16 protein-coding genes are annotated in these 14,217 nt (G+C 69.0%); all 16 read right to left on the bottom strand.

Annotated elements, in window-relative coordinates; translation table 11 throughout:
• Window positions 1-142 precede the first annotated feature (142 nt).
• A complete protein-coding gene (locus tag HD593_RS47425; RefSeq protein ID WP_185109459.1) occupies window positions 143-1,675 on the bottom strand; it encodes a YifB family Mg chelatase-like AAA ATPase in 1,533 nt (510 codons plus the stop codon).
• Window positions 1,676-2,035, bottom strand: coding sequence for a YraN family protein (locus HD593_RS47430; protein ID WP_185109460.1), 360 nt, complete (start codon window positions 2,033-2,035; stop codon window positions 1,676-1,678). It lies immediately after the preceding gene.
• Between the two features lie 737 nt (window positions 2,036-2,772).
• Window positions 2,773-3,096 carry a DUF2469 domain-containing protein gene (locus tag HD593_RS47435; protein ID WP_026215037.1) on the bottom strand — a complete coding sequence of 108 codons (324 nt, stop codon included), beginning with the start codon at window positions 3,094-3,096 and terminating at the stop codon, window positions 2,773-2,775.
• A 39-nt stretch (window positions 3,097-3,135) separates the two neighbouring features.
• Window positions 3,136-3,804, bottom strand: coding sequence for a ribonuclease HII (locus HD593_RS47440; RefSeq protein WP_185109461.1), 669 nt, complete (start codon window positions 3,802-3,804; stop codon window positions 3,136-3,138).
• 52 nt (window positions 3,805-3,856) lie between these two features.
• Window positions 3,857-4,450 carry a signal peptidase I gene (gene lepB, locus HD593_RS47445; protein ID WP_185109462.1) on the bottom strand — a complete coding sequence of 198 codons (594 nt, stop codon included), beginning with the start codon at window positions 4,448-4,450 and terminating at the stop codon, window positions 3,857-3,859.
• On the bottom strand, window positions 4,450-5,307 hold the full coding sequence (gene lepB, locus HD593_RS47450; RefSeq protein WP_185109463.1) for a signal peptidase I: 858 nt from the start codon (window positions 5,305-5,307) through the stop codon (window positions 4,450-4,452). The genes lepB (HD593_RS47445) and lepB (HD593_RS47450) overlap by 1 nt, the downstream gene beginning before the upstream one ends.
• A 140-nt stretch (window positions 5,308-5,447) precedes the next feature.
• A complete protein-coding gene (gene rplS, locus HD593_RS47455) occupies window positions 5,448-5,810 on the bottom strand; it encodes a 50S ribosomal protein L19 (protein ID WP_185109464.1) in 363 nt (120 codons plus the stop codon).
• A gap of 137 nt (window positions 5,811-5,947) precedes the next feature.
• Window positions 5,948-6,727, bottom strand: coding sequence for a tRNA (guanosine(37)-N1)-methyltransferase TrmD (gene trmD / locus HD593_RS47460; protein WP_185109465.1), 780 nt, complete (start codon window positions 6,725-6,727; stop codon window positions 5,948-5,950).
• Complete coding sequence (gene rimM / locus HD593_RS47465; RefSeq protein ID WP_185109466.1) at window positions 6,727-7,227, bottom strand: ribosome maturation factor RimM; 501 nt, start codon at window positions 7,225-7,227, stop codon at window positions 6,727-6,729. The genes trmD and rimM overlap by 1 nt, the downstream gene beginning before the upstream one ends.
• A 74-nt stretch (window positions 7,228-7,301) precedes the next feature.
• Window positions 7,302-7,547, bottom strand: coding sequence for an RNA-binding protein (locus tag HD593_RS47470; RefSeq protein WP_043634919.1), 246 nt, complete (start codon window positions 7,545-7,547; stop codon window positions 7,302-7,304).
• A gap of 1 nt (window position 7,548) precedes the next feature.
• Window positions 7,549-7,989 carry a 30S ribosomal protein S16 gene (rpsP, locus tag HD593_RS47475; protein ID WP_185109467.1) on the bottom strand — a complete coding sequence of 147 codons (441 nt, stop codon included), beginning with the start codon at window positions 7,987-7,989 and terminating at the stop codon, window positions 7,549-7,551.
• A 233-nt stretch (window positions 7,990-8,222) separates the two neighbouring features.
• Window positions 8,223-9,773 carry a signal recognition particle protein gene (ffh, locus tag HD593_RS47480; RefSeq protein ID WP_185109468.1) on the bottom strand — a complete coding sequence of 517 codons (1,551 nt, stop codon included), beginning with the start codon at window positions 9,771-9,773 and terminating at the stop codon, window positions 8,223-8,225.
• Between the two features lie 57 nt (window positions 9,774-9,830).
• Window positions 9,831-10,418, bottom strand: coding sequence for a GTP-binding protein (locus HD593_RS47485; RefSeq protein ID WP_080042343.1), 588 nt, complete (start codon window positions 10,416-10,418; stop codon window positions 9,831-9,833).
• Window positions 10,399-10,794, bottom strand: coding sequence for a DUF742 domain-containing protein (locus tag HD593_RS47490; protein ID WP_253749827.1), 396 nt, complete (start codon window positions 10,792-10,794; stop codon window positions 10,399-10,401). The genes HD593_RS47485 and HD593_RS47490 overlap by 20 nt, the downstream gene beginning before the upstream one ends.
• Before the next feature lie 5 nt (window positions 10,795-10,799).
• Complete coding sequence (locus HD593_RS47495) at window positions 10,800-11,222, bottom strand: roadblock/LC7 domain-containing protein (protein ID WP_020546542.1); 423 nt, start codon at window positions 11,220-11,222, stop codon at window positions 10,800-10,802.
• A 67-nt stretch (window positions 11,223-11,289) separates the two neighbouring features.
• The gene (locus HD593_RS47500; protein WP_185109469.1) at window positions 11,290-14,139 is read right to left on the bottom strand and encodes a sensor histidine kinase; all 2,850 of its coding nucleotides are present in this window, start codon (window positions 14,137-14,139) and stop codon (window positions 11,290-11,292) included.
• Window positions 14,140-14,217: the final 78 nt, after the last annotated feature.

Genomic DNA, 14,217 nt, shown 5'->3' on the forward strand with positions numbered 1-14,217 from the left:
GCGGATGAGGAAGGCGTGGTGGTCAAGGAAGTTCTCCCGGGAGGGTCGGTGGCGGGTCGTGCCGAGAACGGTGATCACGTACTCGGTGGGGCGGGGTGGTCAGGGAGGTTCTCCTGGTCAAGGGAGCCTTCCGAGGGGTGGGTCAGCTGACGCCGAGCCAGAAGCTGAGGGCCGTGTTGGTCTCGTCCTGTCCGGGGGTGTCCTTGTCGGCCAGGTCGGCGAGGGTCCAGGCCACTCGGACGACGCGGTCGAGGCCGCGGGCGGTGAGGGTGCCCGCGTCCAGACAGGCCGTCATCGGGCGCATGGCCTCGTCGGAAGGGCGGTAGTCGGCGTGGAGGACGGAGGAGGGGATCTCGGCGTTGAAACGCCACTGCGTGCCCGCCAGGCGCTTGGCGGCTCGTTCGCGGGCCACCAGAACACGTTCGGCCACCGTCTTGCTGGATTCCACGAACTGGCGGTCGGCCAGCAGCTCGCGGCGCGACGAACGGGCGACGGTGACCTTCATGTCGATGCGGTCGAGGAGCGGGCCGGAGAGGCGGCCCAGGTAGCGGCGTCTGATCGTGGGAGAGCATTTGCAGGTCTCTGCCTGCTCTTCCGCCTGGGCGCAGGGGCAGGGGTTGGCCGCCAGGACGAGCATGAACCTGGCCGGGAACGTCACCGAGCCCGCAGACCTCGACACCGTCACGCGGCCGGACTCCAAGGGCTGTCTCAGCGCGTCCAGGACATGCCGGGGGAACTCCGGGGCCTCGTCCATGAACAGAACCCCCCGGTGGGCCAGGGAGACGGCTCCGGGGCGGACGATCGTACTGCCGCCACCGATGATCGCGGCGGCGGTCGCCGTGTGATGCGGGCTGACGAACGGAGGGCGGCTCATCATCGGCGCGTTGGACGGCAGGACGCCCGCGACCGAGTGGATGGCGGTGACCTCCAGGGCGTGGTCGAGCTCCAGGTCCGGCAGGAGGGTGGGGAGGCGTTCGGCCAGCATGGTCTTGCCCGTGCCCGGCGGGCCCAGCATCCACAGGTTGTGGCCGCCTGCCGCGCAGACCGCGAGGGCTCGGCGGGCGACCGGCTGACCGACGACGTCCGCCAGGTCGACGCCGGGGGCGCTGGTGGTCTTGGGCGGCTCCACGTACTCCTCGACCTCGGGCTGGGGCGGATCGTCACCCTTGCGCAACCACTCGACGAGCTGGCGCAGGTCCGCCACCGGGATCACCTTCACGTCAGGCACGAGGACGGCCTCGGCGGAGTTCGCGGAGGGGACCACGACTGTGACGTCACCGTGTTTGGCCGCGCCCAGGACGGAGGGGAGCACGCCGCGTACGGCCCTGATGCGGCCGTCGAGGCCCAGCTCTCCCAGGAAGAACGGCTCCGCGATGCGCTCGGCCGGGACCACGCCCGCCGCGCCCAGGATCGCCACGGCTATCGCGAGATCGAACTGGGAGCCACGTTTCGGCAGGCTGGCCGGGAAGAGGCTGACGATGATGCGGGCGTCCGGCCAGGGGTAGTTGCTGTTGACCATCGCCGATCTGACGCGGTCGCGGGCCTCGCTGAGCGCTGTGTCGGGCAGGCCGATGAGGTGGATGCCGGCCAGGCCGTTTCCCACGTCGGCCTCGACCTCGACCGTGCGGCCCGCGACTCCCACCAGGGCGACGCTGCGCGTGCGGGCCACGGCCATCTAGATCGCCCCCCGTACGTGGCGGAGGGCGAAATCTCCGGCGAAGCGCTCCAGGGCGATCACGTCCACGCGCACGGCCTCGAACGAGCGCGGCTGCGTGGACAGCCATTTGGCGGCGAGCATGCGTAGTCTGGCCAGTTTGGCGGGGCTGACGGACTCCAAGGCTGAGCCGTGGGATCTGCTTGATCGGGTTTTGACCTCTACCACGACGAGGGTGGGGCCGTCTTCCGCGATGATGTCGATCTCGCCGTGGCGGCAGCGCCAGTTGCGTTCGACCACCCTCATGCCCTCGGCCTCCAGGTAGGTCACGGCTGCTTGTTCGCCGCGTTTGCCGAGTTCGAGTTTGCTTTCCTTGGCCATGTGCCACCTCCGTCGTGTCGGGTCCGGTGCGGTGCGGGTTCCGGGGATCACCTTCGCGGAGGTGGGGTGGTGGTGGAGGGCCGAACGGGGTTCTGTGGATTGGGGGGTGTGGAGTGGCAGGGGGTTGTGGATAAACCGACTGGGTTGCCCATGGTCGCGGGCCGGGAGGTGGTTGGGTGGGTGGTCAGGGGGTTGGTGCTGGGGGTTGGACTGGGCGGGCGCCTGGACGCGCTGTGGTGGCATACGGCCTGACAACGACCAGCATGGGCGCGAGGGAACGGGCGCGAGCGGGCGCTGAGCGCGAGCGGTACGGAAGCGAGCGCGCGCTGGGCGCGGGCGGGCGCTTGGGGCCGGCGCTGGGCTCGAACGGCACAAGCGTGGGCGCGCGCTGGAACGCAGGCGCGCGCTGGGAGCGGACGGCACGGGCGCGAGCGGCACGGGCGAAGCAGCAACTTCACAGACATGGGAAGTGTCGGCCACAGCGGCAGCACGCCGGGGATGGGCCTGCTCCAAGGCCCTGGATGGGTGCCGGTCCAGGCTGGGATGGCCATGCGCGGGCCTGCACGGGCAAGCACAGGCCGGCGCCAGCAGACGCACGCGCAGACACAACCAGCAAGCACACGCGCAGACGAACCCCAACGCCGACAAGTACGGCGACACTCGGGCTGGACTGAGTGATGCGGCGGACGCCTACGCCCGCCCTACCTCACATCCCAGGAACCCCACCCCCGAGCCCCCTACCCGGAGAACCCTTCCTTGGGCATCTCCAGATCCGCCTTGGCCAGCTCCTCCACGTTCACATCCTTGAACGTGACCACCCGCACGTTCTTAACGAACCGCGCCGGCCGATACATATCCCAAACCCACGCGTCCTGCATCTTCACATCGAAGAAGACGTCGCCGTTCTCGGCGGTACGCACGTCCAGATCGACCGAGTTGGTCAGATAGAACCGCCGCTCAGTCTCCACCACGTACGTGAACAAACCGACGACATCACGGTATTCGCGGTAAAGCTGCAGCTCCATCTCGGTTTCGTACTTTTCGAGATCCTCTGCGCTCATCGCGGTCCTCCTGTCGTACCGGTCCCCCGGTTCGCCTGCTCAGGCAACCCCGGCCCCCATTTCATTTTCACCCATCTCCCTCGCCACCGTGACGAAGGAGTAACGGTGATCAGGACACGGACCGTGCGTTTCCAGCGCCAGCCGGTGTCCTGGTGTGACATACCCCTTGTGTTCGGCGAAGCCGTACTGCGGGTAGCGCTCGTCGAGTGCGACCATCAACCGGTCCCTGGTCACCTTGGCCACGATCGACGCGGCCGCCACGCACGCGGCCACCTGGTCCCCCTTCCACACGGCCAGCGACGGCGCCGGGAGCCCCGGGACCGGGAAGCCGTCCGTCAGGATGTACTCCGGGTCACAGGGCAACTGCGCGACGGCTCGCCGCATTCCCGAGACGTTGCACTTGTGCAGACCTTTGGCGTCGATCTCCCCCGGTGGGATGATCACTATGCCCACATGTGAGAAACGCATGATCTGCCCGTGCAGGCGCTCGCGCACCTGCGGGGTCAGCAGTTTCGAGTCGCCCAGGCCGTCGATCTGCTTGCGCAGGACGACGGCCGCGACCACCAGGGGGCCGGCACACGCGCCGCGACCGGCCTCGTCGACGCCCGCTATGGGGGTGAGGCCGCGGCGGGCCAGCGCCCGCTCATAGGCGTAGAGTCCGGAATCGCGCCGGACGACGCTCGGTCGAGGGCGGAACGCAACTGTCATGACACAGGAAGCGTACGCCCCATTCGCCGCATACCGCGACTGGAAGTCGGCTCTACTTGACCTTGTCGAAAATGTCGGGACGGGAGAAGAGATAGCCCCGCGACAGCGGCCAGTAGCGCAGCACGGCCTTGCCGATCACGTCGTCCTCCGAGATGAAGCCGCCTCCCGGCTCCTCCATGTGGGCCCGGGAGTCGGCCGAGGCGCTGCGGTGGTCGCCCATCAGCCACAGCTTCCCGGCGGGCACGGTGACGTCGAAGTCATCGCCGGAAGCGAAATCGTCCGGGTAGAGGTAGGACTGCTCGTCCAGCACCGTACCGTTGACCGAGAGGCGGTGCTGCTTGTCGCAGCACACCACCTTGTCGCCGCCGATGCCGATGACCCGCTTGATCGTGTCCTCGCCGTTCCAGCCCTTGAAGACCACGATGTCGCCACGCTCGGGCTTGCCCGCCAGCTTGTTGACGAAGACCCTGTCGTTGACCAGCAGGGTGTTCTCCATCGATACCGAGGGGATGTAGAACGAACCGACCACGAACGCCTGAAGCAGCAGCGCGATGCCGACGCCCATGACGAGCAGCAGGACGGTCTCGCGGAAGCCGCCCTTCTTCTTCTGTTTCCCCACGCCCTCCGCCTTTTCGGTGTCGGCCATCAGCGCCTCCTCCGCAGGCGTCGACGGACCAGCACCAAGGGTACGGCCATGCCGAACCCGGCGACCAGCGGCACCGACCCGCCCAGCGCCTGCAGGGCGGGCTGGGCGAACGTGTCAGGGATGTCGATCGTGTCGAACCTGTTGAACGGCCAGACGATCACGAAGGCCCGCCCGATGACCTGGCCTTCGGGGATGGAGCCGCCACCCGGGTCACCGGTGTGCGAGCGGGAGTCGAGCGAGACCGAGCGGTGGTCGCCCATGACCCACAGCCGCTCCGGCGGCACCGTGATGTCGAAGAACTCGTCGGAGGGCCTGTCACCCGGGTAGAGATAGCTCTCCTCGTCGATGGGGGTGCCGTTGACCGTGATGCGCCCCTTGGAGTCGCAGCACTTGACGTGGTCGCCGCCGACGCCGATGACGCGCTTGATGTAGTCCTTCTCGCCGGGGATGATGCCGAAGGCCGTGCCGACCCAGCGGAAGAAGCCCTCGACCACGTTGGCCGGCTCCTCCATCTGGAACTCGCCGTCCCAGGAGTCGACGCCCGAGAAGACCACCACGTCGCCGCGCTCGATGTCACGAGTGTGGTAGACGAGCTTGTTGACCAGGACCCTGTCATTCGTGAGCAGGGTGTTCTCCATCGATTCCGACGGAATGTAGAACGCCTGGACCACGAACGTCTTGATGAGCAGGGCCAGCGCCAGGGCTACGACGATGAGTACGGGGAGTTCTTTCCAGAACGACCCCTTCTTCTCTGGTTTTTCGCCCTTGGCAGGCTTCTGAGTCTCTTCGGCGACCACGTCCACCTCGTCCTCGACAGGGCGGCGCGCCGCGCCGTGCTCCTGGCTTTCGCTAGTCATCGCTGACGAGCCTAGATGATGCTTCGGCCCGACAAGCCTCGACCGACGTTACACCGTGCACGAGTCGCTCCACATAAAGGAAACGGCCCTGTAAAGCCGAATGGCCCGCGCGACGCGCGGGCCATCGAAAGTCCACCTGGTTACTTCGCGGCGGCCGTCTCGCGCTTCTCGCGGATGCGGGCGGCCTTGCCGCGCAGGTCGCGCATGTAGTAGAGCTTGGCGCGACGCACGTCACCGCGGGTCACGAGCACGATCTTCTCGATGACCGGGCTGTGCACCGGGAAGGTACGCTCGACGCCGACACCGTAGCTGACCTTGCGGACCGTGAAGGTCTCGCGGGCACCGCTGCCCTGGCGGCGCAGCACGAAGCCCTTGAAGACCTGGATGCGGGAGCGGTTGCCTTCGACGACGCGGACGTGAACCTCGAGCGTGTCACCGGGGCGGAACGCCGGCACGTCGCCGCGCAGGGTCGCCTTCTCGAGCTCCTGGATCTTCGTGTGCATGAGAGCTGTCCTCAAGTCCTCGCGAGCACGCGGAGGTCCACCCGGCCGGAGCTCGCGGCGGACACGCTTGCTGGTTTGATGTGCCCGGGACCGTTTCCCGGGCATGACGGACCAACCGCTAGACGGTTGGCAGCGATTCAGTTTGCCACATCTTCCGGCCGGAGGCGAAACGAGAGCTCTTCGAGCAGCTTCCTGTCGTGCTTGTCGAGCGTCTCGGGGTCGAGCGCCGCCGCCAGCTCGGGCCGGTTCCGTACGGTGCGCCGGATCGCCTCGTCACGCCGCCAGCGGGCGACATTTCCGTGATGTCCGGACAGCAGCACGGCAGGCACCTCGTGCCCGCGCCACACGGGCGGCTTGGTGTAGACGGGCCCCTCGACCAGGTTCCGCATCGACCCGGGCGCGAACGAGTCGTCCACGGCCGACTGGGCGTTGCCCAGCACGCCCGGCAGCAGCCTGCCGATCGCCTCGACCATGACCAGCACCGCCACCTCGCCGCCGGCCAGCACGTAGTCGCCGATGCTGACCTCGTCCACGCGCATCCGCGACGAGTACTCCTGCATCACCCTGGAGTCGATGCCCTCGTAGCGGCCGCACGCGAACAGCAGCCACGGCTCCTCCGCCAGCTCCTGCGCGAGCTCCTGGTCGAACGGCCGCCCGCTCGGCGTCGGCACGATGATCCGCGGCGATCCGCCCTCGGCGACGGTGTCGATGGCCTCGCCCCACACCTCGGGCTTCATGACCATGCCGGGACCACCGCCGTAGGGGGTGTCGTCCACGGTCTTGTGCACGTCGTGGGCCCACTCGCGCAGCTGATGCAGCCGTACGTCGAGCGTGCCGCGCTCGCGGGCCTTGCCGATCAGCGAGACGTCGAGCGGCGCGAAGTACTCGGGGAAGATCGAGATGATGTCGAGCCGCATCACAGCAGCCCTTCCGGAGGATCGACGACCAGCCGGCCCGCCTCCAGGTCGACCTCGGGCACCAGCTCCCTGACGAACGGGATGAGCGCGTCCTCCTGGCCCTTCCGCCGCACCACGAGCAGGTCCTGGCCGTGGTGGAGCACGTCCTCCACCTCCCCGACCGGCTCGCCCGCGACGGTCTGCACGCTCAGCCCGATGAGCTGGTGGTCGTGGAACTCGTCGGGGTCGTCGGACGGCGTGACCTCGGCGGAGTCGATCACCAGCATGGTGCCGCGCAGCTCCTCGGCGGCGTCGCGGTCGGTGACCCCCTCGAAGGTCACCAGCAGCACGCCCTTGTGCCACCGGCGCCCGGCGACGACGAGCGGCCCCCGGTCGGCGGGGTCGGTCGCGATCGGCTTGCCGGCGGCGAAGCGCAGCTCGGGATCGTCGGTGCGCACCTCCACGGTCACGTCACCGCGTACCCCGTGCGGGCGGCCTATCCGGCCGACGACCAGCTGCACGTGAACCTGCTTTCTGTCTCAACGCGGAGCGCCCCCATCGGAACGAGACCGATGAGGGCGCACAAAACCTGACGCTAACGGACTGCTTCGTGCAGATCGAGCAGATCGACCCGCACGTACTTCCCGTCGGCCAGGGCGTTCACGACCGTGCGCAGCGCCTTGGCGGTGCGCCCGCCGCGTCCGATGACCTTGCCCAGGTCCTCGGGGTGCACCCGGACCTCCAGGACGCGCCCGCTGCGGATGCGGCGTGCGCGGACCCGGACATCGTCGGGATGTTCGACGATGCCCTTAACGAGGTGCTCGAGAGCCTCCTCGAGCACGTCAGGCCTCGCCCTCGGACGGGGTCTCGGCGGCGGCCTCGGCCTCGTCCTTCTTCTTGCTCTTCCTCGGCGTGGTGGCGGCCGTGCCGGTGTCGCCACCGGACAGCGCCTCCTTGGCCGCGGCCTCGTAGATGGCGTGGCGGTCGGGCGCGGGCTCGGCCACCAGCAGCGGGGCCGGAGCGGGCTCGCCCTTGAACTTCTGCCAGTCACCGGTGAGCTTGAGCAGCTTGAGCACCGGCTCGGTCGGCTGCGCGCCGACACCCAGCCAGTAAGCCGCACGCTCGGCGTTGACCTCGATGCGCGAAGGGTTCTCCTTCGGGTGGTACAGGCCGATCTCCTCGATCGCCCGGCCGTCACGCTTGGTGCGGCTGTCGGCGACGACGATACGGTACTGAGCATTGCGGATCATGCCGAGCCGCTTGAGCTTGATCTTGACTGCCACGGGTGTGGTCTCTCCTGCATTCGAGCGTGGGTGAACGGCACCTCGCCGAGTGGGGCACGACGGGATGACGCTCCAGGGACAGGCGTGTCCGGCGGGAGGTGAGAGGGCACCCGCATGGCCACGGTGTTCCAACATGTCATTGTGCCAGATCGACGGCACTGCCTACGACCTGTCACGACAGCACACCGCAAAGGTCCGGCAAGGGGTGGACCGGCCACCCCGCCGCCGACGTCCTACTTCTGGCCGGGCAGGCGCAGCTTGGACGGGTCGAAGCCGGGCGGAAGCTCCATGCCCGGCGGCAGCTTCCCGCCGAGGTTGCCCAGCACGCCGCCCTGCTTGGGCCCGTCGGAGGCCGGCTCGGCCGGCGCCGGCTTGCCCAGCGCGGCCTTGCGCGGGTCGCCGCTGACGCGCCGCCCCTTCTTGGCCTTCTTCTGCGCCTTGCCGGCCTTGCCCTTCCCGCCGGGCATGCCGGGAATGCCCATGCCCCCGGCCATCCGCTTCATCATCTTCTGGGCGTCGAAGAAGCGGGTGACGAGGTTGCTCACGGCGCTCACCGTCACGCCGGAACCGGCGGCGATGCGGGCGCGGCGCGAGCCGTTGATGATCTTGGGGTCCTGCCGCTCGGCCGGGGTCATCGAGCGGATGATGGCCGCGATGCGGTCGAGGTCGCGATCGTCGATCGAGTTGATCTGGTCGCGCATCTGCCCCATGCCGGGCATCATGCCGAGCAGGTTCTTGATGGGGCCCATCTTCTGGACCATCATCATCTGCTCGAGGAAGTCCTCGAGCGTGAAGTTCTCGCCCGACGTGAGCTTGCCGGCCATCTTGGCGGCCTGCTCCTCGTCGAACGTCTTCTGGGCCTGCTCGATCAGGGTGAGGATGTCACCCATGTCGAGGATGCGCGAGGCCATCCGGTCGGGGTGGAAGGCGTCGAAGTCCTCGAGCTTCTCACCCGTGGACGCGAACATGATCGGCCGGCCCGTGATGTGCCGCACCGAGAGCGCCGCACCACCGCGGGCGTCGCCGTCGAGCTTGGTCAGCACCACGCCGTCGAAGCCGACGCCCTCCATGAACGCCTGCGCCGTCGTGACGGCGTCCTGGCCGATCATGGCGTCGACCACGAACAGGGTCTCGTCGGGCGTGACCGCGTCGCGGATGTCGGCGGCCTGCTGCATCATCTCCTGGTCGATGCCCAGGCGGCCGGCGGTGTCGATGATGACGATGTCGTGGTTGAGGCGCCTGGCCTCGTCGAGCGACCTGCGCGCGACCGCGACCGGGTCGCCCACGCCGCTGCCCGGCTCGGGCGCGAAGACGGCGACCTGGGCGCGCTCGCCCACGACCTGGAGTTGCTGGACGGCGTTGGGCCGCTGCAGGTCGGCGGCGACGAGCATGGGCGCGTGCCCCTGCTCCCGCAGCCACCTGGCCAGCTTGCCCGCCAGCGTCGTCTTGCCCGCGCCCTGGAGACCCGCCAGCATGATGACGGTCGGCGGCGTCTTGGCGAAGCGGAGCCTGCGGGTCTCGCCGCCGAGGATCCCGATCAGCTCGTCGTTGACGATCTTGACGACCTGCTGCGCCGGGTTCAGCGCCTGGGAGACCTCGGAACCGCGGGCGCGCTCCTTGACCTGGGCGACGAACGCCTTGACCACCGGCAGCGCGACATCGGCCTCTAGCAGGGCGATGCGGATCTCGCGGGTGGTGGCGTCGATGTCGGCATCGGACAGCCGCCCCTTGGATCGGAGGGAGGAGAAGACCGATGTCAGCCGGTCGGAAAGCGTCTCGAACACGTGGTTGGCCAGTCCTCGAAGCGAATGTACGTCTAAGACTCCAGCCTATCCGCTCCGCTAGCCGCTCCAGCCTGGCACGGCCATCCTGACGGTCAGAGCGTGCTCGACCAGCTGGATCAGGACGTTCTTCACCGAGTCCTTCTTGCGGGCGTCGAGCCGGACCATCGGGATGTGCGGCGACAGGGTGAGGGCGTCGCGCACCTCGGTGTCGCTGTGCGGGTAGGAGCCGTCCCAGCCGTTGATGCCCACCACGAACGGGAGCTGCGCCTCCTCGAAGTAGTCGATGGCCGGGAAGCTGTCGGCCAGGCGGCGGGTGTCCACGAGGACGACCGCGCCGATGGCGCCCCGTACGAGGTCGTCCCACATGAACCAGAACCGGTGCTGCCCGGGGGTGCCGAACAGGTACAGGATCAGGTCACGGTCCAGGGACACGCGGCCGAAGTCCATGGCGACGGTCGTGGTCGACTTCAGCGGTGTCATGCCGAGGTCGTCGATCCCGGCGGAGGCGTCCGTCATGACGGCCTCCGTCGTCAACGGCATGATCTCCGACACCGCACCGACGAACGTCGTCTTGCCCACCCCGAACCCGCCGGCGACGACGATCTTCGTCGACGTGAGGCCGGGGCTAGAGCCTGCGTAGTCCACTGAGCACCCTTTCCAGCAGGTTGACGTCCGGTCTACCCGCCTCGAGCTGCGGTTGATGCACCCGGACCAGGCCCTCCGCCGCCATGTCCGCGATCAGAACACGCACCACGCCGAGCGGGATCCGCAGCAGCGCCGACACCTCGGCCACCGATCTGACCTGCAGGCAGAGCTGGCTGATCGCCTTGTACTCGGGCGTGATGTGGGAGAACTCCCGGTGCTCGGCGGTCGCCGAGGACACCAGGGCCTCCATCGCCAGCTTGACCTTGGGCGCGGTCCGCCCGCCTGTCACGGCGTACGGCCGCACAGGGGAGGCGGGGTCAGAGCTGGCGGGCGGGGGCGGGGGCTCCCAGCCGCCGCTGTTCCACGAATTCGTCACCTACATCACCTGGTCTGGCTGGCACGCAGCTCGGCGCGCACAGCCGGAGTCAGCACCTGACCGGCGCGATCGACCATCAGCGTCATCTGATACGCCACCAGACCCATGTCACAGTCCGGCGCCGCCAGCACCGCCAAGCACGAACCATCACTGATCGACATGATCAACATCAGACCGCGCTGCATCTCCACGATCGTCTGGTTGACCGCACCGCCTTCGAACACCCTGGCGGCGCCCTGCGTCAGCGAGACGAGGCCCGAGGCGATGGCCGCGAGCTGATCCGCCCGATCAGCCGGAAAACCCGACGAGGCCGCCAGCGGCAGTCCGTCGGAGGAGACGACCACGGCGTGCGCGACTCCCGGAACGGTGCTGACGAAGTCGGTGATTAACCAGTCCACCCCACGTGCCGCGTGGCTCAGGTCGTTCATGCGCTCTCCCTCGTCGATCGCATGAACGACAGTCGGCTGTACGTGACTGGCCGCTCACTGCACTCGCTCATGCGCCCTCATCCCTACTGTCACTCCTGGACCCGGACCCGTACGTCCGGCCCTCGCTGATGTCGTCACGCGCGGCTCTGAAGCCTTGCTGGAAGCTCGACAACCGGCTGCGTACGCGCTCGGGCGAGACCGCCGGCATCGGTGCGACGCCCTTGGGCGCCGAGACGGTGTCCGCGGAACCGGGCACCAGGTTGGCCTTGGGCACCCGTTTGGGCAGGCCCGCCGCCGTCGCGCCGTCGCGGACCGGCTCGCGGACGGCCTCCGCCCTGCTCCAGCCCGCGTCCGCGTTGGCCGAGCTCCACGTGGCGTTGGCCTCGGCCGCGTTGTGGTCGAACCAGGCCGACTCCACCGAGGCGAAGATCGGCAGGTACTCGTCCCCCGCCGACGCCGGCTTGACGGCGGGCATGGGGCCGGTCGCGGCCGACTCGGTCTCGGGGAAGCTGTTGAAGCCGCCCTTGGCGGGCAGCGGCTGCTCGGGGCCGCGCGTCCACGGGCGGGTCTCGTCGGGCAGCACGCCGCGCTGGGGCAGGCCGCTCTCCCGCTGCGGCAACCCGCTGTCGCCGGTCATGGGGCCGCGCGAGCTGACCCAGACGTCGTTGGAGGAGTCGGCCGACATCCAGCCGCCTGCCTCGGCGGGGAAGGCCGGGCCCGACGCCCAGGAGCCGCTGTTGCCGCCCTGCGGGACGGGCTCCGACGGGTACGACGGATACGACGGATGTCCGGGGCCGAGCTGGAACGACGAGGCGGGCCAGGGGCTGGCGGCCGCGGGCTGCGGCGTGTGGAAGGCCTCCCTGGAGGCGCCGCCCGCGGCGGGCGTGCTGACCGGGGCGGCCTGCGCGCCGAGCAGCGACTCGGGGATGAGCACCATGGCGGTCAGGCCGCCGGAGCCGTGCGGGCGGAGCTGGACGCGGATGCCGTGCCGGTGCGCCAGCCTGGCGACCACGAACAGGCCCATGCGCCGCGAGACGGACACGTCCACGGTGGGCGCGTCGGTCAGGCGCTCGTTGGACTGGGCCAGCTCCTCCGCGGTCATGCCGATGCCGGAGTCGCTGATGGACAGCATGATGCCGCCGCCGTCGATCCGGCTGCCGGAGACGGGGACGCGGGTCTCGCGGGGCGAGAACGACAGGGCGTTCTCGATCAGCTCGGCGAGCAGGTGGATGACGTCGTTGACGGCCTGGCCGGCGATGGAGACGCCTTCCGGCACCTCCAGCACGACCCGCTCGTAGTTCTCGACCTCCGACAGCGAGGCGCGGGCGACGTCCACCAGCTTGACCGGCTGGCTCCAGCGGCGCGGCGGCTCCTGGCCGGCCAGGACCAGCAGGTTCTCGCTGTTGCGGCGCATGCGGGTGGCCAGGTGGTCCAGCTTGAACAGGTTACCCAGCCGCTGCTCGTCCTGCTCGCCCTGCTCCAGGCCGTCGATCAGGGTGATCTGCCGCTCCACCAGCGTCTGGCTGCGCCGCGACAGGTTCACGAACATCGCGTTGACGTTGGAGCGGAGCTTGGACTCCTCGCCGGCCAGGCGGACCGCTTCGCGGTGGACCTCGTCGAAGGCCCGGGCGACTTCACCGATCTCGTCCCTGGAGTTGATCTCGATGGGCGGGACCCGCAGCTGGTCGGGGTCGACATCGGTGTTGCGGAGCTGGCGGACCAGGTCGGGCAGCGTGTGCCCGGCGATCTTCAGGGCGTCGCCGCGCAGGCGGCGCAGCGGGCGTACCAGCGAGCCGGCCATGAGGGCGGTGATCGCGAGGACCAGGACCAGCAGCGCGATCACGATGCCGATGTTGATCGCGGCGAGCTGCCGGTCGGCGCTGGCGACGTCGGCGCTTCGGGTGGCCACCTGCTCCGACAGCGTCTTCTGCACCTGGTGGTGCCGGTCGACGGTCTCGGAGATGGCGTCGAACCAGCTGTTGGTGTCGTTCACCGTCTTGTTGTCGAGCCGGCGCAGGGACTGGCCGTTGTTGTTCAGCAGCACGGCGCGGCTGATGTAGAGCTCGGCGAGGCCGATCTTGCGGCTGGCGACCGTGTTGTCGAAGTTCTGGCGCTGCGTGGCCGTGGCGACCGTGTTGAACGCGGCCCGTTCGCTCTCGCGGCGGGAGCGGGCGTCGAGGAAGGCGTTGAACTCCGGCTCCTCGAACTCGCCCCGGACCAGCGCGATCGTCAGAAGTGCGCGCTGCTTGGAGGCCTGCTCCTGCGCGCGGGCGATGGCGCGCAGCGCGGAGGACGTCGCGATGAGCTGCTCGTCCGTGGAGCCCTGTCCGAGCTCGTCGTAGATCTGCAGCATGTCGGCGATGGTCTCGGAGTACTTCTCCACGGTCGGCAGCGGCGGGAGCTCCGAGCCGACGACCGTCTGGCGCAGCGAGGCGAGCTGGCTGAGCCGGACCTGGATCCGGTCGAGTGTCCTGCGGCCCAGGTCCGACAGCGACGGCTCGACGGTCTTGGCGAGGGCCTGGGTGCGGGTGACGTTGGCGTCCACGATGCCCTGCTGGCTCTTCAGCTTCGTCTCGTCGCGCCTGCCCTCGGCGACGAAGCGGGCTGCCAGGTCACGCTCCATGCCGATGTCGCGGGCGAGCTCGCCGATCTGGGCGACCAGGGTTCCCGAGTCGCTGATGAGCTGGTACTGCTGCGCGCTGCTGATGGAGCTGGTGACGCGCAGCGCGCCCAGGATCACGGCCACGATCGTGGGAATGGCGATGAGAGCGATGAGGCGGGTACGTACACGCCAGTTGCGCAGCGCGAACGAGCTGCCCGAGCGGGGCGGCCGCGGCGGCGCCGCACCGCCCGCCGCAGACTCTTCCGGAACGTCCGGAGCGCTAACACGACCGGAGCCGGTCGTTGTTGTCCTCACTGGTGGCAACCTCTCGCCATGGCCTGCTCTAGGGGGGTCTCAGCGGCTTCGTCACACGGACGATTGATCGCAGGCAAG

Source organism: Nonomuraea rubra, assembly GCF_014207985.1.
GTDB classification, from domain to species: Bacteria; Actinomycetota; Actinomycetes; order Streptosporangiales; family Streptosporangiaceae; genus Nonomuraea; species Nonomuraea rubra.